The organism is Streptomyces sp. NBC_01571 (genome assembly GCF_026339875.1).
GTDB lineage: Bacteria > Actinomycetota > Actinomycetes > Streptomycetales > Streptomycetaceae > Streptomyces.
Window position 1 is genome coordinate 8,575,790 of the sequence record NZ_JAPEPZ010000001.1, and the last position, 19,272, is coordinate 8,595,061.

17 protein-coding genes and 1 pseudogene are annotated in these 19,272 nt (G+C 68.2%); 15 read left to right on the top strand and 3 right to left on the bottom strand.

The window, feature by feature from the left end:
- The first annotated feature begins 351 nt into the window (after positions 1 to 351).
- The 9 genes from OHB41_RS38560 to OHB41_RS38600 all read left to right on the top strand — a co-directional run bounded on the left by OHB41_RS38560 (position 352) and on the right by OHB41_RS38600 (position 10,052).
- Positions 352 to 711: a hypothetical protein gene (locus tag OHB41_RS38560; protein WP_266704032.1), complete on the top strand. Its 360-nt coding sequence runs from the start codon at positions 352 to 354 to the stop codon at positions 709 to 711.
- A gap of 845 nt (positions 712 to 1,556) precedes the next feature.
- Complete coding sequence (locus OHB41_RS38565; protein ID WP_266704034.1) at positions 1,557 to 2,687, top strand: MFS transporter; 1,131 nt, start codon at positions 1,557 to 1,559, stop codon at positions 2,685 to 2,687.
- A 197-nt stretch (positions 2,688 to 2,884) separates the two neighbouring features.
- The gene (locus OHB41_RS38570) at positions 2,885 to 3,904 is read left to right on the top strand and encodes a DUF8094 domain-containing protein (RefSeq protein ID WP_266704036.1); all 1,020 of its coding nucleotides are present in this window, start codon (positions 2,885 to 2,887) and stop codon (positions 3,902 to 3,904) included.
- Positions 3,901 to 4,305 carry a hypothetical protein gene (locus OHB41_RS38575; protein WP_266704038.1) on the top strand — a complete coding sequence of 135 codons (405 nt, stop codon included), beginning with the start codon at positions 3,901 to 3,903 and terminating at the stop codon, positions 4,303 to 4,305. The genes OHB41_RS38570 and OHB41_RS38575 overlap by 4 nt, the downstream gene beginning before the upstream one ends.
- Positions 4,302 to 5,570: an MFS transporter gene (locus tag OHB41_RS38580; protein ID WP_266704040.1), complete on the top strand. Its 1,269-nt coding sequence runs from the start codon at positions 4,302 to 4,304 to the stop codon at positions 5,568 to 5,570. The genes OHB41_RS38575 and OHB41_RS38580 overlap by 4 nt, the downstream gene beginning before the upstream one ends.
- The gene (gene egtD / locus OHB41_RS38585) at positions 5,567 to 6,574 is read left to right on the top strand and encodes an L-histidine N(alpha)-methyltransferase (RefSeq protein WP_266704042.1); all 1,008 of its coding nucleotides are present in this window, start codon (positions 5,567 to 5,569) and stop codon (positions 6,572 to 6,574) included. The genes OHB41_RS38580 and egtD overlap by 4 nt, the downstream gene beginning before the upstream one ends.
- Before the next feature lie 129 nt (positions 6,575 to 6,703).
- Positions 6,704 to 7,981: an ATP-grasp domain-containing protein gene (locus tag OHB41_RS38590; protein ID WP_266704044.1), complete on the top strand. Its 1,278-nt coding sequence runs from the start codon at positions 6,704 to 6,706 to the stop codon at positions 7,979 to 7,981.
- A gap of 44 nt (positions 7,982 to 8,025) precedes the next feature.
- Entirely contained in the window at positions 8,026 to 9,303 is a 1,278-nt protein-coding gene (locus OHB41_RS38595; RefSeq protein ID WP_266704046.1) for a hypothetical protein, read from the top strand.
- Positions 9,304 to 9,392: 89 nt separating this feature from the next.
- The gene (locus OHB41_RS38600; protein ID WP_266706460.1) at positions 9,393 to 10,052 is read left to right on the top strand and encodes an HAD family hydrolase; all 660 of its coding nucleotides are present in this window, start codon (positions 9,393 to 9,395) and stop codon (positions 10,050 to 10,052) included.
- Positions 10,053 to 10,693: 641 nt separating this feature from the next.
- Here OHB41_RS38600 and OHB41_RS38605 read toward each other — a convergent pair.
- Complete coding sequence (locus OHB41_RS38605; protein WP_266704048.1) at positions 10,694 to 11,005, bottom strand: hypothetical protein; 312 nt, start codon at positions 11,003 to 11,005, stop codon at positions 10,694 to 10,696.
- Between the two features lie 174 nt (positions 11,006 to 11,179).
- Between OHB41_RS38605 and OHB41_RS38610 the strand changes: the two genes are divergently transcribed.
- Both OHB41_RS38610 and OHB41_RS38615 read left to right on the top strand, forming a co-directional pair.
- On the top strand, positions 11,180 to 12,598 hold the full coding sequence (locus OHB41_RS38610; protein WP_526025027.1) for an IS1182 family transposase: 1,419 nt from the start codon (positions 11,180 to 11,182) through the stop codon (positions 12,596 to 12,598).
- Between the two features lie 159 nt (positions 12,599 to 12,757).
- Entirely contained in the window at positions 12,758 to 13,747 is a 990-nt protein-coding gene (locus OHB41_RS38615) for a replication-relaxation family protein (protein ID WP_266704050.1), read from the top strand.
- Here OHB41_RS38615 and OHB41_RS38620 read toward each other — a convergent pair.
- Both OHB41_RS38620 and OHB41_RS38625 read right to left on the bottom strand, forming a co-directional pair.
- Positions 13,728 to 14,018: a hypothetical protein gene (locus OHB41_RS38620; protein WP_266704052.1), complete on the bottom strand. Its 291-nt coding sequence runs from the start codon at positions 14,016 to 14,018 to the stop codon at positions 13,728 to 13,730. The two genes, OHB41_RS38615 and OHB41_RS38620, sit on opposite strands and share 20 nt — an antisense overlap.
- Before the next feature lie 56 nt (positions 14,019 to 14,074).
- Positions 14,075 to 14,527, bottom strand: coding sequence for a hypothetical protein (locus OHB41_RS38625; protein ID WP_266704054.1), 453 nt, complete (start codon positions 14,525 to 14,527; stop codon positions 14,075 to 14,077).
- 851 nt (positions 14,528 to 15,378) lie between these two features.
- Between OHB41_RS38625 and OHB41_RS38630 the strand changes: the two genes are divergently transcribed.
- The 4 genes and pseudogenes from OHB41_RS38630 to OHB41_RS38645 all read left to right on the top strand — a co-directional run bounded on the left by OHB41_RS38630 (position 15,379) and on the right by OHB41_RS38645 (position 18,730).
- Positions 15,379 to 16,815 carry an IS1380 family transposase gene (locus tag OHB41_RS38630; RefSeq protein ID WP_266705748.1) on the top strand — a complete coding sequence of 479 codons (1,437 nt, stop codon included), beginning with the start codon at positions 15,379 to 15,381 and terminating at the stop codon, positions 16,813 to 16,815.
- A gap of 211 nt (positions 16,816 to 17,026) precedes the next feature.
- Positions 17,027 to 17,530, top strand: a complete 504-nt coding sequence (locus OHB41_RS38635; RefSeq protein ID WP_266704056.1) for a transposase family protein — start codon at positions 17,027 to 17,029, stop codon at positions 17,528 to 17,530.
- 18 nt (positions 17,531 to 17,548) lie between these two features.
- Positions 17,549 to 18,223: pseudogene (locus OHB41_RS38640) on the top strand (ISAs1 family transposase); the annotation flags it as partial.
- 282 nt (positions 18,224 to 18,505) lie between these two features.
- Positions 18,506 to 18,730, top strand: a complete 225-nt coding sequence (locus OHB41_RS38645) for a hypothetical protein (protein WP_266704058.1) — start codon at positions 18,506 to 18,508, stop codon at positions 18,728 to 18,730.
- Positions 18,731 to 19,272 lie beyond the last annotated feature (542 nt).

A 19,272-nucleotide genomic window follows, 5' to 3' on the forward strand; every position in this document is an offset into this window, starting at 1 on the left:
CAGGTCGACCTTGCCGTTTTCTCTACAGGTGTTTATGTGAATCTAGCACAAATCGGGCCATTGGGCTGCCTTCCTGGGGTGTGGCAGAAGGGTGCGGGTCGCCGAGCGGTCCGGCTACTCGGTATCGGATTCGCCCTACTCTCGCCTTCCATCATCTTCATGTGTTTATGAAAGAGGGTCGACCTGTCGCGGGTTGGCGGTTATGGTCAAGGCCTGTCATCTACAGGTGTTTATGGATGTGGGTGTCGGGGAGCCCGTATGCCCGCCACCGGGGCGCGCGAGTGACGTTGAGGCGCGCTCCGAAAAGTCCTCGTCCACGAATGCCGCCCGAGCAGCAGTGAGGGGACCACCTTGATCGTCCTGAACCGCCGCAGGATCGCGGCAGGGGTACTCGGCCTCGCGCTCGCCGGTGGGGGCTTGGCCGCTGCGCCGGCAGCGCAGGCGTACGACACGGCGACCATGAAGGTGTCGTGCAGCGCCGTGAAGTTCCACAAGAGCCCGAGCAAGACCAGCGTGGTCGTCGGCATCGGATACAAGGGTGACAAGGTCCGAGTCGACCAGTTCGCCTACAGGGTCAAGGAGAAGACCTGGTACTCCCGCGGGACCGTGACGCGCCGGTCGGACGGCAAGCGCGTGCGCGGTTACGCCATCTACTACTGCGTCAACCCCTACGAGGTCTCGCCGCCCCCGGCCTATCCGAAGCGTCCGTAGCCGATCGGCGGTGCCACCTGGTCAGACCGGGGCGGCCCAATGAACACCGTCGGCGGGGGCGCGCACACCTGCGGCCCTAGTACCGCTGACCGGTCGGCCGCACAGACCAGTCGAGGATCCCACCCCCCGTACGGTCCTCGACTCCCTAGAGGGGCGCCACCGCAGGCCGCGGTGGCGCCCCTCCGCTGTCCGGGCCCCGACCGCGGTGCATGGCGCCCGCGCACTCGTCGGGCGGAATCACGGTGACGACGCAAGACCTGCATGAGCCACCACGCGGCATCGCTTCCTCTTTATACGGAGACATCCGTGGACATCCTTCGACACCGGCGCACCACTCGCTTGAAGGCTTTCGCGCTGCTCCGGCAGTTGCGGCCCCAGCTCTTTCACCAACTGCTCGACATCCCTTTGCCGACGCCACCTGGCCGTCGAGAGCGAGAGTCGTCGGAGCGGGGCGCCGCGGGATCGGTGACGTTCGGCTCGGCAGTGTCCGGCGGTCGTGGGGCTTCCGGACCGTCAGGCCTGGCTCCCGGCGGTCAGTCGCCGGTGGGGCTCGCGGCCGAAGCCGAGCATCGGAGCGAGTCGGGGTCCCTCGTGCCAACCTGCCGCGCTTCGCCGGTAGTTCGCTCTCAGACGGCTTGTGGGTGCGCCGAAGGGGGCTGATCAGCCGACCCGTTCCGGTTTCCCGACCCCCCCCGGTGCCGAGAGGCGCCGCAGCTCTTCGGCTACCTGGAGTTTTGGTGCCCGCAACAGCCTCATCCCCACAATCGCTGGCTACGCCACCCCCGGCCCCAGCCTCGAATCGGTGGCCTCCGATCATCTGGGCGCTGCTCGTCGCGACGTTCGTCGTGCGCGCCGCCGGTTTCGTCTACCCGTACCTGCCCTATCGCCTGGATGAACTGCACCTGGACACGGCAGCTGTGAGCACGGTCCTGGCGTTGTGGGGCGCCGGCTGGTTCACCGGGCAACTGCTGTGCGGATGGCTGGCCGACCGGGTCGGCCGCCGGGCCACCCTCGTCAGCGCCATGGCGGTGGCGGCTGTGAGTTTCCCTCTCCTCGCCGAGGCCCGCACCCCGCTGGCCCTTGGTGCCGCGGCTGCTGTGTCAGGTCTTGTTTACGACGCTCCCCGCCCGATCGTCTCCGCCCTCGTCGCCGACACCGTCCCGGACGAACCGGGGCGCGCACGCATCACCGGGTGGCGGCACTTCGCCGTCAACCTCGGAGCCGCCACCACGGGGCTTGTCGGCGGAGCCCTCGCGGAGCCGGTCGGCATCTCGGTGCTGTTCTGGTGCAACGCGGTGGTGTGCGCCGCATTCGCCGTCGCCGCTCTTCGGATTATCCCGCCGCCCAGCTCAGGGCACTCCCTCGGCAACGGAGCGCACCGGCAAGCCTTCACCGACCCGCTGCTGTGGCTGCTGTGGCTGGCGAGCCTACTGATCCTTATCCCGGTGGCCGCTCTCTTTTCCGTTCTCCCGATGATGATGGCCCAGGACGGTCTGCCGCCCACGGCATACGGCTGGACCCAAGCTGCCAGCGCCGCCGCCGTGATCGGGCTGTCCCCCCTTCTCAACCCCTGGCTTGTGCGCCGGGCCAGGCGCACCACCCCGATGGTGGGCCTGCTCAGCATGAGCGGGATCATCCTCGGCGCGGGAATGGGTTCCGCCGGCCTGGCCTCCTCGACCGTCGGGTACGGCATCGCCGCCGTGCTGGCGGTACCGGGCGAGATCGTTGCCTTCGTCGCTGCCACCGACGTCCTCAACAGGATCGCGCCGCCGTCGAGCCGGGGCGTGTACGCGGGCATCTGGGGCACGACGCTGGCGGCCGCGGTTTTGTGCGCCCCCGCCCTCGGCGGGTGGGCTCTCGCCCTGGGCGGCCACCGCCTCGTCGCCCTGACCACCCTCATGACCGGCCTGCTCGGCGCCGCCCTCTGCCTGCCGTTGGCCGCGCTCCTACACCGTCCGTCGCGAGCGTCCGTATGACGGGGCTCGTCACAGTCGGCCGTCCCGCCGCCCCACGTCACCGCCCCGCGGCCGGTCAAGGGCCGCTGGCCGATCACCCGCGTTCTCACCACGGCCCAGGTCCCCGGCGAAATCGCTGGCTCCCTGTGCAGCCGCGCAGCAGCCCGAGCCAGGCCGCCATGCCGTCACATCCCACCGCTGCAGAAGGAGGACACCGCATGATGCGACACACACCCGCATCCCGGCGCCTGAACCAACTGACCGTGTTCGCCGTCGGCGCGACCATGGCGGCCACCCTCGCCGCGTGCGGCTCGGACCCCGTCAAGGCCGATGTCCCCACGACGACCCCGAGCCCCACGCCCACCGGAGCGGTCACGCGCACCGAGGCCGCCAGCATTCTCGACCGGTACGAAGAGATCAACGCACAGGCAAACAAGATCCAAAACGCTGAACTTCTCGGCACGGTGGAAGGCGGCCAGCTCTACGAGCAGTCCATGGCCGACTACCGGCTCTTCCCGACCTGGCCGAAGAAGGACCAGGCGTACTACGAGAAGCCCTTCACCTACCGCGACCGCTCCTACTACATCTCTCAGGGGCAGAGCTGGTTCGCCGTCAAGGCCACTGCCAGCGGCTCGAAGGACCAGGCGCTCCTCGTCTTCGACAAGACCGCGGACCGCCACTTCAAGATGGTCGCCGCTGTCTACACCGACCCTAAGAGCCCGATCCCCGCGGTCGACACCAGCAACCACGGCCTGGCGTCCGCCGCCAGCCCCTCGGCCCGCGTTGGCACCCTGGCCCCCGACCAGATAGCTGGCGCCTATGAGGATCTGTACGAGACCGGTGGGAAGAACACCGGCGCTCAACTCGCCAGCACCGCAGCCACCCGCACCGCTCTGAACACCTACCGCGAACGCACCACTTACAAGAACGCCAAATACGCCACGCTGCACTGGGAAGCCACCCAGCCCACCCACCCGAAGATCTACGTCCTTCGCCTGCGAGCTGGCGGAACACTCGCGGTCTTCCCTACCGCGCACAACCGGATGGAGCAGCTCAAGGACGGATACATCTACACCGGCTACGTCAAGATCACCCCAGGGTCGCAGCAGGCCGTCTACAACAAGACCCCGCGCGTGGCCATCCTGGACGAGCTCCAGGGACAGGCCCTCGCACAGTTCACACCCGCCGGTGAACCGAAGGTGCTCGGCGTCGAGTACCAGATGGTGGACTCGCGGTGAGCGCGCCGCACCGGACGAGCCGGGCCGACGGACACCCCCAGACGGATCTTCGGTTCACCGCCACACTCCACGACGAGGGGTGGGCCCGCGAGCGCGACACGCGCTTCGCCCGATTCCTTGCCCAGCGGCTCGCCGACGTGGAGGCGACCGGCTGCCTCGCCGAGCGAAAGCTCGCGGCGGGCCTGCTCGATCTGTACACCGAATGGCACCACAAGCGCGAACTCGCCGCAGCCAGCCCGCAGGACCCCGCCACTGCAGAGGCCGACGCCATGGGCTGGGCGCTGCGGTGCCTGGCCCACAGCGCTTGGCAGAACACCCCCGGATGGGAACCTGCCTTCCACTCCGCGGCCACCGCGCCCGTCGCCCATAGCGGCGGATACGTTCCGGCGCTCCGGCCATGACCCTGCTCGACAGCGCGCGGGCGTCCCGCGGCAGACTGCTCCCCGCGGTCCGCTACCGCGACGTGCTGCGTGTCCCCTACGCGGCGCAGCTGCTGGGCGGGGCGCTCATCGGAAGACTGCCGACCGGAATGGCCCCGCTGGCGATCCTCCTCAGCGCCGATCACGGTGCCGAGGACGGATCGTCGGCCAGCCTGCTCGCCGCGGTGTACCTGGTGGCCAACGCCATTGGCGGCCCACTCAGCGCCCGCCTGGTCGACCACTACGGGCCAAGGCGCGTGCTCCCCGTAGGTGCCGCCCTGAGCAGCAGCGCCTTCCTCGCTCTGGCCGCCAGTCCAGCGGAGATCTGGTGGGCGGTCGCCGCCGTGACGGCCGCAGGGGCAACCCGACCCCCGCTGGACGCAGCGCTCAGAACGCTGTGGGGCGTGCGCGGGATGATGCCGTCGCCCGCCCACCAGCGAGTAGCGCTGGCCCTGGACTCCGGGACTCAGGAGCTCATCTACATCGCCGGCCCCCTGCTGGTGGCCACGATCGTCGCGACCACGTCCGCTTCGTGGGCACTCGCAGCCACCGCGGCCGTCGGCGCCCTCGGCACCGTCCTGTTCGTGAGCACCCCGGTCTCCCGCGCACACCACGGCGTCAAGCCGCAGTCCGCACAGCCTGACTGGCTTGGCCCGATCCGCTCGGCACGCCTTCGCGTGCTGTACGCGGCGATGGCGTGCGTCGGAGTCACCATCGGGGCTCTCACCCCCCTGGCCGTGGATGCAGCCGACCAGTTCGATGCCCCCGAACTCTCCGGAGGCCTGCCTGCGGCCCTGTCGTGCGGCGCCGTCCTCGGCGGCCTCGCTTACGGAGCCCGATCCTGGCGGGGCAGCACCGCCAGCCATCTGATCGTCCTGTCCGTCGCATTCGCAGTCGGCTGGATCCCCCTGACCGTCGCAGGAAGCCCCACAACTGCGCTGTCCACGGCAGTGATCCCCGGACTGGCCATGGCCCCCCTGCTCGGCGCGGGCTTCGTCACGACCAGCACCTTCGCTCCACCCAGGCACACCACGGAGGCCCACGCCCTGCTGGTCGCCTTCCTGGATATCGGGTGCGCGATCGGCACGGCCGCCGCAGGCGTCACCCACACCCAGGCCCTCCTCCCGGCCGGCGCAGCCGCCGCAGCACTGATCCTCGCCACCGCTCGACGTCGACTCACCCCGGCATGTCCGCACGCCCTCCCTCCCTTGCCTGACCCCGAAGCGAACAAGGAGCCCCTTCTGTGAGCCCGTTCCTGATCACCCGCACCCTGCCCGAGGACGCCACCGACGCCGCCCTGCGCGCCGATGTCCAGCGCGGTCTCACGCGCACCCCGAAAACGCTGCCGCCCAAGTGGTTCTACGACGCACACGGCAGCGAACTGTTCGAGAAGATCACCGAACTGCCCGACTACTACCCAGCGCGCGCCGAGCGTGAATTGCTGATCGCCCGCAACGCCGACATCGCCGCGGTGACCGGCGCACGCACCCTGATCGAACTCGGCTCCGGCTCGTCCGCGAAGACGCGCTACCTGCTGGACGCCATGCCGGACTTGGACACCTACGTGCCGGTGGACGTCAGCGAGAGCGCCCTCACGCAGGCCGGACACGCCCTCATGGAGGAACGCCCGGGCCTGAACGTCCATGCCCTCATTGCCGACTTCACCACCGGCCTGGCGCTGCCGGGCACGCCCGGGCCGCGGCTCCTGGCGTTCCTGGGAAGCACGATCGGCAACTTCCTGCCCCGCGAACGCGCCACCCTGCTGTCCTCCATACGCTCCTTGCTCTCGCCCGGCGATGCCCTCCTGCTCGGCACCGACCTGGTCAAGGACGAGCGCTCCCTCATCGCCGCCTATGACGACACCACCACCGGCGTGACAGCGGCCTTCAACAAGAACGTGCTCAGTGTCCTCAACCGTGAACTGGGCGCCGACTTCGATCTCGACGCTTTCGAGCACGTGGTCCGGTGGGACGCGGCGAACGAGTGGATCGAGATGCGGTTGCGGTCGCGCACGGACCAGACCGTGAAGATTCCCGCACTCAGCCTGACGGTCGACTTCGCGGCCGACGAGGAGCTGCGGACGGAAGTGTCGGCCAAGTTCCGTGAGCCGGTCCTGCGTCGCGAACTCGCGCTCTGGGGACTGGAGGTGACGCGATGGTGGACCGCCGGGCCGCTCTACGGCCTCGCGCTCGCACAGCCTTCGACTCCACCGGCCGCCGCTCGGACGGATGCTGCCTCGCGTCGGTCCTGAGCCAATGGCGGTTCGTCATGAACTCCTCGACGCCTTCACCCCACGCTTCGCCTGGAGCGGCAGCGTGTGCGCCCGCGGCGCCCTGCGGCTTACCGCCACTTTTCCCCCATACAACACGGGAGACACAGCATGAGCCACCACCATTCCGCAGATTCCCGTCCGATCCTCCTGCTGGGTGCCGGAGCACCCGAATTTCGGGAGTATGTCCTGCGGCAGATCGCCCGCGTCCGGCCTGTGGTGCTCGTCGACCAGGACCCGCCCAAGTGGGCCCGCCCCTATCTCGCCGCCCAGACGGCCGTCGACCTCCGGGACCCCGAAGCAGCGGAAGCATCCCTGATCAAGGTCGCGGACCAGCTCGGCGCAGCCGGCGTAACCACCTACATGGAGCACTTCGTCGAGCTCACGGCACGGATCACGCACCAGCTCGGCCTGCCGGGCAACTCCCCTACGGCTGCTGCCGCCTGCCGTGACAAGGCCATCACCCGGCGACTCCTGGCTGAGCACGGAGTTCCTTCGGCGAGTTCGTACCTTGCACAGGATGCCGACCACGGGGTGAAGATGGCCCGTCGACTGGGCTATCCCGTCGTCGTTAAGCCGCGCGGCCGGGCGGGAAGCGCGGGGGTCCTGCGGGCCGACAGCGACGACGACGTACGCGCGGCCTTCCACCGCGCCCTGGTGGACAGCGTGCTGGGACTGGAGGCCTGGTCTGTGACCGGAGCCTTGGTAGAGGAGTACCTCCAGGGACCCGAGATCAGCGTGGAGACCGTTGTCCTCGCCCCCGACCAGATCCGGATCGTGGCCGTCACCCGCAAAACCCTCGGCCCCGAACCGCAGTTCCAGGAGATCGGACACAGCGTCGACGCCGCGGACCCGCTGCTGCACGACAGCGCCCTCGCCGGCGTCGTGACCGCGGCTGTGCGGGCCCTCAGGCTCAGCCGAGGCGTCCTGCACATCGAGCTGCGGCTGACCTCCGACGGTCCCCGGGTGATCGAGGTCAACGGCCGTCCTGCCGGGGACCTCATCCCGCTCCTCGTCGAGCGGGCCACCGGCGTCAACCTGCCCCAGGCACTGGCAGTTCTCGCCGCCGGCGGGACACCCGACCTGGCCCCTACACGCTCGGAGGCCGCCGCGATCGGCTTCCTGTACCCCGAGCACACCGGATACATCGAACAGCTCGACGTGCACGGTGCCCTGCGCCATCAGCTGTGGCTGGAACGGCTCGTGTGGACACGGGATCTCGGCACCCAAGTGACCGCGGCGCCGCGCTCCAGCATTGACGACCGTATCGCGCACTGGGTCGTCACCGGCCCCACGGCTGCCGACTGCGCCAAACGACGGGACATGGTCGCCGACCACCTCTCCGTACGCGTCTCCCGCCCCGCCCACACCACGAGCTGCACAAAGTGACCGCTCTTGCCGCCCAGATATCGATCTCCCGAGGAGGTTGCTCGATGGCAGCCGCCCGCCTCGCAGTTGGGGCGCGCGCTCCCTACGCGACAGGAACCGCGAGCGTTGCCGTCATCGCCCCGCAAGCCGGCTCCGGCTACCCCGGCGCGCTCGCGCGTCGGGGACGCGATGCCGTCGCGGTCACCCTCGGCCGCGGCGCGAGGCCCGCTGTCTACGGGGACGTTGGAGCCGACGAGGAGTACGTCGACGTTATTGAGTACGACGGCGATCTGCGGCGCACCGTGAAGAAGCTGAAGACGGCGGGAGTAGAGGCAGTGATGGCCGCAAGCCCAGCGGGCGTTGAGCTGGCCGAACGGATCGCCTGGCAACTCCGTCTCCCCGGCAGCGGTATCCCAGGCTCTACCCTTCTCCGGACTGATAGGGGTGTCCAGTCAGGAGCCCTGGCCCAGGCGGGCATCACGGTGCCGCCTGGCGTGCGCACCGCCCGCCTCGCAGAAGCCCTTGCATGGGTCGCCAGCCGAACGCTGTCGGTCTATCGGCTGGCTCCCGCCGCGCTCGGTGTGCCTGTACGGTCGGTCAACTGCCGTACGCCGCAAGGGATTGCCGCCGTGTGGCCGCAGATCCAGGAGGCTGCCTACCGCCACAGCGGGAATTCCTCCCTCGTCCTGGAAGAGCGGGCGCAGGGGCGCCAGTACGTCGTCGACAGCGTCACCCAACTCGGCCCGGACGGCCCTCAGCACGCTGTTACCGGCATCTGGACACTCCTGCACAGCTCAACGGGGCTGCTCGATCGAACCGACCTCCTGCACCGACACGGCCTCCTGGCCCGCCGGCTGTCGCTGCACGTCTGCCGCGTGCTGGACACTCTCGGCGTGGCATCGGGGCCGACGTCATGCCATCTCGCTTTCGACCCCGAGCTCGGACCGGTCCTGTTGTCGGCCAGCACCGTCACCCACCGATCACATGCCGACGAAGCCGTGTGGGCGATCACAGACTGCGACCCGATCGACGCAACGCTCGACGGGCCCTTCTTCGCCCACCGCAGCAGTCACATCGGCCCCCGCATCCACGTGACCCGAACCTACGTGGACACCCAACGGTGGTACGGCTCACGGCCGGCGATGCTGCAGGACCTTGTCGAGCTGTCTACAACAGCGTGCATCGACACGGATCCGAACTCGTTCATCTCCCAGAATGCGGCGCTCCCTCCAGGAGGGACCTGGGAAGTCGTCCTCGCGCATGCCGACTCCGACGCCATTGAGAAGGACTACAGCCTTATCAGGGACCTCACAGCAGATCTTCACAGGGAATGGCACCACTAATTGTTCCTACTCCGGCAGGCACCGCCGTACTCTTCATCTGATCAAGAGAGGAAGCGCTTCCCGTGCCACGGAACTTCAACCGGCCACACATGGTGTGGGGATGGAGAGGCACCCTCGCCGACGACGTCCAGCACCAAGTCGGAGCGGTGAACGCAGCCCTGACCTCTCTGGGCGCCGAACCGGTCGAACTCGACACGGTCCGACGCCACTTCGCCACATCGGCCCCCGCCCTGTGCGCCGCCATACTCCGCCGGGCCCTCACAGATCGGGAGCGAGTGAATGCGAGCGTGGCCTTCGAGACCTACCAATCCCGACGACCGCCGGCCCAGCTCATGACTGGAGCCGAGGAGCTGCTCGCAAGACTGATCCGCAGCGGGTGCAGCCATTCCGTACTGTCGCTGAGCGCCCACAACGGGCTGACCCAGCACATCTCTGACCTGGGCGTCGCCTCCCTGTTCCTGCGGGTCGACGGACGGATGGGTCCGTCCGCCAGGAGCAAGAAGCATCCCCTTGCGAAGCACGTGGCGATGCTGCGAGAAACCATCGGAGACCGTCCGATCGTTGTCATCGGCGACGCCCTCGATGACGTCCGCGCTGCGTTCGCCAACCGTGTGCACGCTGTGCCGTACGCCGGGGGCCTGACGCATGCCGACATCCTTCGACAGAGTGGCCTACCTGTCGCCGAGACCCTGGCCGAGGCTGCGGCGTTGGCGATAGAGCACGCCCATAGCATGAACCAGACCATGTAGGCCAGCATCGGGCGCATCACCAGAGGGTGAGCGGGAGGCCTGCTTCCTCTGCCGCCTGGATGCGCCTCTCGATCTTTGCGGATGGCTCTCCCGCGCGAAGCCCGGCACGAATGGCCTCAGCGATGGCACGTGTGCGCCCAGCGGCCCCGCGTGTATCCGCCAGGGGGCCGTGCGGATTGCCCCGGCGTAATGACCACTCGGCACGGTTTTCGGCTGCCGTACCGAGCCGAAGATGGGCTGGATTTGTACAGCCGTGAAAGTCACACGTGTGACACACGACAGGATCCTCGGCAGCCGTCCAGCCAGGTCGGTCTATCACTCCGTGCGCGAGCTGGTAGGCAAACAGATGCGCTGGCACCGTTCCGCGCCGGGACGGCCCAGGAAGGCTTGCTGCCCGGAAGGAACCATGGCCGGTTGAAGGACCGCCCCCAACCACGGAGTGCATTGGCCCGCCGACCTGGCATAACGCTTGGCTTCGAACCTAGCGACAACATCCTCGTCAGCCAACCAGTTACGCCAAAGTTCCGCGGGGAGCCGAATCTGCATTGGCTCCCCAAGAAGCGAGAGCTGGTCGGCCCGACTTTCCACGAGATGGCGCCAGAGACCGGCATCTTCCAACAGGAGTTGATCGGCTGTTCTGCTCACGAGGGATCTTCCTTGGCCGAGGAGAGGTCGGGTGGATATCCCTTGGCGCGAAGGAATACGTCGAGCGCTATCGCAACGATGTCACCGTGCTGCATGCCGTGATCCGCGTGGTAACGGCGGATGCGCCGTTGGAGTTGGAGAGCGTCTGGGACGGCGTAGTTGATTTGCCCGCGACTGGTATGGCGGGCATCAACGACCTCCAAAGTGTCAGGGTGAGGGGCCAACGGGTCCTCAGTGAGTTCGGATTGCGCATCAAGAGCGTCAGCCAATTCGCGCAACTGGCGGGCGTGGTGGGAGAGATCGGGCATACGGTGCTCCGGTCCGGACCACTAGTCGACTAGCTAGGAGCGTGTCTCAGTAACCGGCAACCCGCCTGCGGTTCGTGATTATTCATACGGGATGATCACGGTATGCGTGGTGGCGAGGGGCTGTTCGAGGTCGAGCCGGTCGGGAAGAAGCGGCCGCAGGGTCAGCTGGCGGCGGTGGACAAGACGTTTCGGCCCTTCGATCCGCATCAGGTCCTGCTGCTGCCGCCGTCGCTGGACGACTGGCTGCCCGAGGGCCACCTGGCCCGGTTCGTCGCCGACCTGGTCGATGAGGTGCTCGACCTCGGACCGGTCCTGGCGGACTACACCGAAAAGCGCGGCTACCCGCCCTACGATCCGCGGCTGATGGTACGACTGCTGATCTACGGCTACACCACCGGCGTCCGCTCCTCCCGGGCGATCGAGCGCCGCCTGGCCGACGATGTCGCGTTCCGGTTCCTGGCCGCCGGCCAGGAACCGGACTTCCGCTCGATCGCCCGCTTCCGCCGCCGCCACCTCGACGCGCTGGCCGGTCTGTTCACCCAGTCCCTGCACCTCGCACAGACACTCGGCATGGTCAAGATGGGACGCGTCGCGCTGGACGGCACGAAACTGGAGGCCAGCGCCTCCAAACACAAGGCGATGAGCTACGGCCGCCTGGTCGACAAGGAAGAGCGGATAGAGGCCGAGATCGCCGCTCTGGAAGCGAAGGCCCACGCCCTGCTGACCGACGCCGAGGCCGCCGACGAAGCCGAGGACGACACCTTCGGCGTGGACGGCAAGGAGGCGGACCTGCCCGCCGAGCTGGACCGGCGTGAGAAACGCCTGGCGAAGCTGCAGGCCGCCCGCGCGCAGATCGAGGCCGAGGCCGCCGCCAAGGCCCGCGCCCACGCCGAGGACAAGGAACGCCGCCGTCAGGAACGTGCCGCCAGCAGCGACGAGCAGGCCGTCACCGACGCCGGGGAAGCGGCCGCCGCCAAGGCCCGTCCCAAGCCCAAAGCCCAGGCCAACTTCACCGACCCCGACTCGCGGATCATGAAGAACAGCGACGGCGCCTACATCCAGGCCTACAACGCCCAGGCCGTCGTCGACGAAGAACACCAGGTCATCACCGCCGCCGACGTGACGACCAACCCCTCCGACGCACTGAACTACACCACGATGCTCGACCAGTCCGCCCACAACACCGGCATCCACCCCAAGCAGGCCCTGGTCGACGCCGGGTACTGCTCCGAGACCAACCTCGAAGCCGCGAACGAGCGCCAACTGGCCTGCGGCACCGACACCTTCATGGCCACCGGCCGACTCGCCCACGACGAGCAGGTCCCGCCCGCTCCACGCGGACGCATCCCCAAGGACGCCACGCTGAAGGAGCGCATGGCCCGCAAACTGCGGACCAAACCCGGCCGGAAGGCATACAGCCGCCGCAAAGCCATCGTCGAACCTGTCTTCGGACAGGTCATGACCTGCCAGAACGGCCGCCAGCTCCTCCTGCGTGGCGAGGACGGCGCCCGCGGTGAGTGGCGACTGCTCGCCGCCTGCCACAACCTCCGCAAGATCTTCCGACACTCCGGGCTCGCCGCCCAGGCCGGCTGACCAGCCAGGCCCCCGGCCCACGCCACAGGCCCTACCAGCCGAACAACAGCCGGGAAGGACCCAACCACGGCCTCACAGGTGCACACGAAACGGCCGCGACCGATCCCATCGATCACGGCCAGCGAGCCCCTTGCTCGTTACCGAGACACGCTCCTAGGGGTGGTCAAGGGCGCGACGCCGGACCAGATACGGCGGCTGATGTGCCCGGGCACGAAGGACGCGGCGACCGTGCGCGGCGGGCTGAAGGACCTGGAAGCCGAGAAGCTGGTGATCTCGCCGGGCAGCGCGGTGCGCGTCAACGACGATGGCGTGCGGGTGACCGAGAAGCTGTGGACGCTGACCCTGGCCGGGCTGGATGCGGCGGCGGTGGTGCTGGATCGTCCGGCCCGGGAGATGGGCGGCACCGCGAAGGCGGCGGCGGCTTCCGGTGCGAAGCACGCCCGGGCGGTGACCGACGTCCTGGACGCGTTCCTGCAGACCCCGCCCGAGCCGACGCAGCCCGTCGTCCGCACCCGCGCGTTCGCCCCCGCCGCGCCGCCGGCCGAACCGGCCCCGGCCGTGCGGCCGGAGGGGCTCGGGCCGCTCACGGCCTGGTCCACGGAGGCGGTGCTGCCGGTCGGCGGCACGTTCCTGTCCCCGGCCCGCGGCAGCTTGCGTGCCGACATGGTGTTCGCCTCGCCCGGGCACGAGGTGGTGCCGCTGCTGTTCGTGGAGGTCGACAACGGCACCGAGGGCCCGCCGGTCGTCGCGGACAAGATCGAGCGCTACCGCCGGTTCTTCGCCCGCCGCGTGCCCAGCGGCACGGGCAACGGGCGGGAGGTCGCGCTGTGGCGGACCGGGCGCGCTCCTCTTCCCGCTCGCGCTGGCGGCGCTCGTACTCGGCCTCCCGCCCGCATGAGCGAGGTCGGGCAGCTCGCCCGGGAGCACTGGCGCCGTGTGGCCGGCCACCGGACGGGACGGCTACCCGCCGGTGGCGCTGGTGTTCACGAAGAACGTCGGGCAGCTCGCCATGCAGACCGTCGAGTGTCCCGGGGGTCGGCCGAAAACGCTTGGCCATATGTCTTTCCCAGCGGGATGGGCAGTTGTCCTACGAGTCGCCGAATTTCTGGCGACGCGGCGGCACTTCGGCCTACGACTCGTAGAACATGAACCAGCTGTTCTGCGCGGCGTTGTAGACGCAGGTGGTGGCATCGACCCACCAGTATTCATTCTTGTACGCCGCGGCTTTGGCCCAGCAGGCACCTGCGGTCGCGAAGGCGGCGTAGAACGTCCATTCTGTGCCGGGGGCCCTCACCTTGGCGATGGACCCGGAACGGCCGGCCTCGGGCGTGCTGGCCTCTGCGGTTTGCACGCCGACCACGGAAGTCAGCAGAGCCACCATCAGGGTGGCGGCCGAGAGTCGCTTGGCGACTGATTTCATAGGGCAACCTCACTTACTCGATGCGCTCGGCAGGAACGGCACGGAACAGGTACCGGCTAGTCCTTCGTCCAGATGAAGATGTAGGAGTTCCCGCCGGACATCTTCTGGGTGGCGTCTACGATGTTGTACATCTGCGTGTGCACGCCGAAGGTCTTGGCCTTCCACAGCTGCAGTCCGTGGGCGTTGAAGTCGGAGACGGAGACCTGGGCGCTGGAGGACTGCTGGTTGTCCTGGGCCTGGCAGAGCACGATGGGCCCCGTCTGGATGCCCTTCCACCAGGTGACCCCGGACAGCTTTAGCTGGATCGAGATCTGACCAGGCGCCGCGCCTCCGGGAAGGACGGTCGCCTGGACGATGTCGCCGTCCGGAAGACGTTCTCCGTTGAGGAGCTGCTGGAATTGGATTCCCTCGGCCGCCTGTGCGGACGACGCGTAGCCGACGACTTGTACGGCGCAGAGCATGGTCGTCATCAGAGCGACAGCCGGCAGCCGTTTTACAGCTGAACGCATGGTGCCACCTTCCTGGTGAGATTCGGTCATCGAGTTGTCGATCACCGTAACCGAGAGTTCCGGTTCTGGAACTTTCCCATCAGAGGGCACTCAGGGGCGCTCGAAGCATCATTCACCGCGACAACGCCCCAACACTCCTTTACTAGGCAGGGCTTTACAGCGAGCGACCATTAGAATTCAGAAAATATGAAAATCTGTAGTTGCTCGTGAAGTTATCCACGCCCCTTACGGGGACTATCTGATTCAGCTCCGCCTTTCTCGGCCGGGGTTTTTGGAATGCGGTTGGATGATGTTCGGCGTTGGTTCTTCAGCGGTTCGGTGTTTCGTTTTCAGTGAATGCTGTGTTCTGCGACCTGGTGGTGTGGTGCGAAGGCGGTGGTTCTACTGAAGGCTTGATGCCGTTTGTTGCTGAAGAGCATCGCTGAAGTGGGGGTGCAGTTGGCGCCGATCCTGTAGGCGATTGAGGGGCGATTCACCGTGGGGCAGCAGATCGCTGAGTAATTCAGGGGGCGGTGGTCCGGGTCATCTGTAGATCTGGGTTCGGCTTCAGATCTGTGACTGAGGGAGGTTTTTGCTTCGGCGTTCTGGCCGTGCTTGCGGCGTGAAATTTCCAGCATTAGCCTCGATCGTTCATGAGTCCTCGTCGGTTCGCTGACGGGGACTCTGTGCTTGCGCAGGGCTCGTGCAAGTTCCCTGGTTGTGCGGGTGGTTGGGGCGGACAGCAGAGCAGGCACGGACTGAGTGATCATTTGGGTGTCTAACCTCGCCGTTTCACTTGGGTACGGCTGGCTTTGGGGCGGAAATGCGAAAGTGCCTTCCTGACCTGGGACGATGAACCTTGCTGAGGAGTTCTGTCGGTCCAGGCGGAGGGCACTTTCTACGTGCAGGCTATCGGGTTGCGTCCCAAGATCCAGGTCAGTGCAGATGGTTCGGGGGTGGTCGGGCATGCCGGGGCACGGTTACTGGCCGATCTCGCTGATGCCACCGGGCTGACCGCCGCGTACTCCACCGCGCTCAGGCCACTTCGGCCGCGCGGGACCGGGCATGATCCGGGCCGGATCGCCACCGACCTGGCGGTGATGCTCGCCGACGGCGGTGAGGCCATCGCGGACCTGGCCGTACTGCGGGACCAGGCAGGGGTGTTCGGTTCGGTCGCCTCGGCACCGACGGCCTGGCGACTGCTCGCCGACACCGACGAGAGGACACTGGCTTCTCTGCGCGCGGCGCGTGCCCAAGCTCGGGAAGTCGCCTGGATGCAGGCCGCCGAGCAAGGCGAGGGCATACCCGCAGTCCGGGCCGCGGGACGCATTCTGCCCGGGCTGGTCCTGGACCTCGACGCCACGCTGATCACCTGCCACTCCGAGAAGGAGCAGGCCGCACCCACCTATAAAGGCGGCTTCGGCTTCCACCCGCTGCTGTGCTTCCTGGCCAACACCGGCGAGGCACTGTCGGGCCGACTGCGTCCCGGAAACGCCGGTGCCAACACCGCGAGCGACCACATCACGGTGTTCGACCAGGCACTCGCGCAGATCCCCGACGCTCAACTTCACGGCACCGACATCCTCGTCCGCACCGACAGTGCCGGATCCGCGAAAGCATTCCTCGCCCACGTCCGCGACGTGCGGAAACGAGGAATCCGTACCTTCTTCTCGGTCGGATACGCCATCACCGAGCCGGTCCGTCGCGCTGTCCGGGCCATGCCCGACCGCCTCTGGCATCCCGCCCTGGACCAGGACGGGACTCTGCGTGATGGCGCCGAGGTCGCCGAGCTGACCGGCATGGTCGATCTGGACGGCTACCCGGCCGGCACCCGCATCATCGTGCGCCGAGAGCGGCCGCACCCCGGAGCCCAGCTGTCCCTGTTCGACCAGGACGAGGGCCTACGGCATCAGGTGTTCCTCACCGACACCCCGTACTCCGGTGGCGGTTCCGCCCAGTTCCTGGAGGTCCGCCACCGCGGACATGCCACTGTCGAGGACCACATCCGGTGCGGCAAGACCACCGGCTTCGGCCGCTTCCCCTCCCGCGACTTCGCCGTCAACGCCGTCTGGCTCGAACTCAGCCTCGCCGCGATCGACCTGCTCGCCTGGACCCGTGTCCTCCTCCTGGACGGGGAGCTGGCCACCGCCGAGCCGAAGAAACTCCGCTACCGGCTACTGCACGTCACGGCCCGCCTCACCCGCGGCGGCCGACGCCTCCACCTGCGAATATCGGCGACCTGGCCCTGGAGACACGAACTGGCCACGGCCTTCCACCGCCTCGCCGCACTGCCCCGACCCGCCAGCTGACCAGCAAACCCCCGTCCGCCCACGACCCGAAAGAACCCGGAGAACCCGACCACCGCGCCGGGACTCCGACCTGCCCAAGCACCGAAATCACATCGGCCACCCAACAGTTGGCGATCAGCGACGCCGCCTCAGCCCAACCGAAACGGCGAGGCTAAGCCTGATGATCACGAGGTTGCCCGTGCCTGCCGCTGTATCTTCTCCCATCCCCGCCGTGCTGGCGAAGTTGGGTCTCCTTGACGCTGACCAGGTCGCTGACCTGCGACCCTTCCTCGAGTCGGTGCCCGATCCGCGCTCAAGGCGGGGCCGCTGGTACTCGCTGACGGCGATCCTGCTGGTGTGTGCCTGCGCGGCGGTCTCCGGGGCGAGGAGCATCGACGAACTCGCCGAGTGGGGTGAGCGCGCCCCGAACTCACTGCTGGTGGTCATCGGCATCCGCCGTCATCCGCTCGGCTGGCGGCGCACACCGTCACGGACCACGATCGGCCGGGTGCTGGAGGCCGTCGACGGGGATGCCCTGGACCAAGCGGTGGGCGCCTACCTCGCCGACCGGCACCACACAGCCACCAGGCCGCCCGGCCCGCCCGGTCCCGGGCAGCGGCGCGTGATCGCCGTCGACGGCAAGGCGCTCAAGGGCTCGGCCCGCCTCGCCGCTAGGCGCAGACACCTGCTCTCCGCGGTCACCCACCACCGAGCCGTGACCCTCGCTCAGGCCTAGGTCGGCGCGAAGACGAACGAGACCACCCACTTCCGGCCCCTGCTCGAGCCCCTCGACCTGACCGGCACCCTCGTCACCTTCGACGCTCTGCACTCGGTCCAGGCGAACGTCGCCTGGCTGGTCGAGATCAAGAAGGCCCACTACCTGGCAGTGATCAAGACCAATCAGCCGACCGCCCACCGCCAACTCGCCGCACTGCCCTGGCAGGACATCGCCGTCCAGCACACCGCCACCACGAAGGGACACGGCCGCCGTGAATCCCGCTCGATCAAGACCTGCGGCATCGCGGACGAACTCGGCGGCATCGCCTTCCCCCACGCCCGACTGGCCATCCGCGTTCACCGCCGTCGCACACAGACCGGCCACCGGCAGACACGGGAGACGGTCTACGCCGTCACCAGCCTCGACGCCCATCAGACAGCCCCGGCCGAACTGGCCGGCGCAGTCCGAGGCCACTGGTCCGTGGAGGCCCTGCACCATGTCAGAGACGTCACCTTCGCCGAGGACGCCTCCACCGTCCACACGGGAACCGCACCCCGCGCCATGGCGACCTTCCGCAACCTCGCCATCGGCCTGCTGAAAACCCTCGGTGCCGGCAACATCGCCAAGACCACACGGGCGATCCGCGACCAACCAGAGCGAGCACTCCCACTCCTGGGCATCACCAACAACCCGGAACCCCAGGGAACTTGATCAAGCCCTGAGGCTGGGGACTGACCGTTGGTCACTGGTCAGGTCCGCATGACACGTCTCCTCTCCTGCGGACTCTGCGTGCGATGTGACTTCACGTCGCACCGGGCGTGCCTTCCCGACCCGCGTTCGCAGCGCGGGCCTACTCGGTGACTTGACGATCACTCACTCGGGAAGGTACGCCCTTCGCGCGTCCTCCAGAGGAGCTGATCCACAAGTCCTGAGCATTGCTCCAGACGGGCCCGCGATTCGCCCTCAGTATCTGCCTGGGGCACGCTGGGAGGTGTGATCAGCGCGCCGATCGTCGTGCACCGGCCTTCGATCTCGGGCGGCCGGCGAGTCACCGTGCACCGCCACGGCCAGGACCTGGTCCTCGGCACTGCCCACAGCGACCACGACCTGGTCGTGTTCCTCGAAGGCGCGGGCGTATCCGACCCCGATGCCATCCTGGATGATCCGCGGTGGGTGGAGTGGCGCGGCGGCCCCGCCCACGAGTTTCGTGCCGCGTAAGCCTGAGTGTCGTGGACGGCTTCGTCAACGGGTGCGGGACCGTGTGTCGGGCTCTGGCGGGGCTCCGGGGTGGGGGCCGGTCCTGGTTGTCTCGGGGTGTGGTGGTCCGGTCGGCTCGTCGTGGTCACTGGGTGCGGGTTGTTGTGGGTGGGGCTGTCTGTGGGCGGTTCGGGGCCGGCCTCTCATCTGGTCCAGGATGTAGTCCTCCACCGACATGGCTTGATGCCCTGCGGTGCCGGTGTCTGCGGGCGTGCCTGCGGCAGGGGCTGCGCGGGTGGCCGTGTGCGGGGGCGGGCCGTCGGCGGGCGGTGGGCCGGCCGTCCTTGTTGTGCTCTCCTCGCTCTCGTGTGTCGGGCCTGTGGCAGGGCGCGCGGCGGGCTTGTCGCCGAGGCCTTCGGGGTCCTGTCCGGCTGGCTCGTCGGCGTGGTCGCCGGGCCAGGTCGCCGCGCCGCGTGCCGGGTCCTGTTGCTGTTCTTGTTCCGGTGTGGTGGTGCCGGGGCGGCTGGTCTCGGCGGCTGGCTGCTGCGCGGGCTGTGGGGTGG

Coding starts and splice junctions, on each gene's coding strand:
- OHB41_RS38570 (WP_266704036.1), top strand. CDS start 2,885: ATGATGCGACACACACCCGCATCCCGGCGCCTGAACCAACTGACCGTG.
- OHB41_RS38625 (WP_266704054.1), bottom strand. CDS start 14,527: ATGCGTTCAGCTGTAAAACGGCTGCCGGCTGTCGCTCTGATGACGACC.
- OHB41_RS38620 (WP_266704052.1), bottom strand. CDS start 14,018: ATGAAATCAGTCGCCAAGCGACTCTCGGCCGCCACCCTGATGGTGGCT.
- OHB41_RS38600 (WP_266706460.1), top strand. CDS start 9,393: ATGGTGTGGGGATGGAGAGGCACCCTCGCCGACGACGTCCAGCACCAA.
- OHB41_RS38580 (WP_266704040.1), top strand. CDS start 4,302: ATGACCCTGCTCGACAGCGCGCGGGCGTCCCGCGGCAGACTGCTCCCC.
- OHB41_RS38590 (WP_266704044.1), top strand. CDS start 6,704: ATGAGCCACCACCATTCCGCAGATTCCCGTCCGATCCTCCTGCTGGGT.
- OHB41_RS38595 (WP_266704046.1), top strand. CDS start 8,026: ATGGCAGCCGCCCGCCTCGCAGTTGGGGCGCGCGCTCCCTACGCGACA.
- OHB41_RS38605 (WP_266704048.1), bottom strand. CDS start 11,005: ATGCCCGATCTCTCCCACCACGCCCGCCAGTTGCGCGAATTGGCTGAC.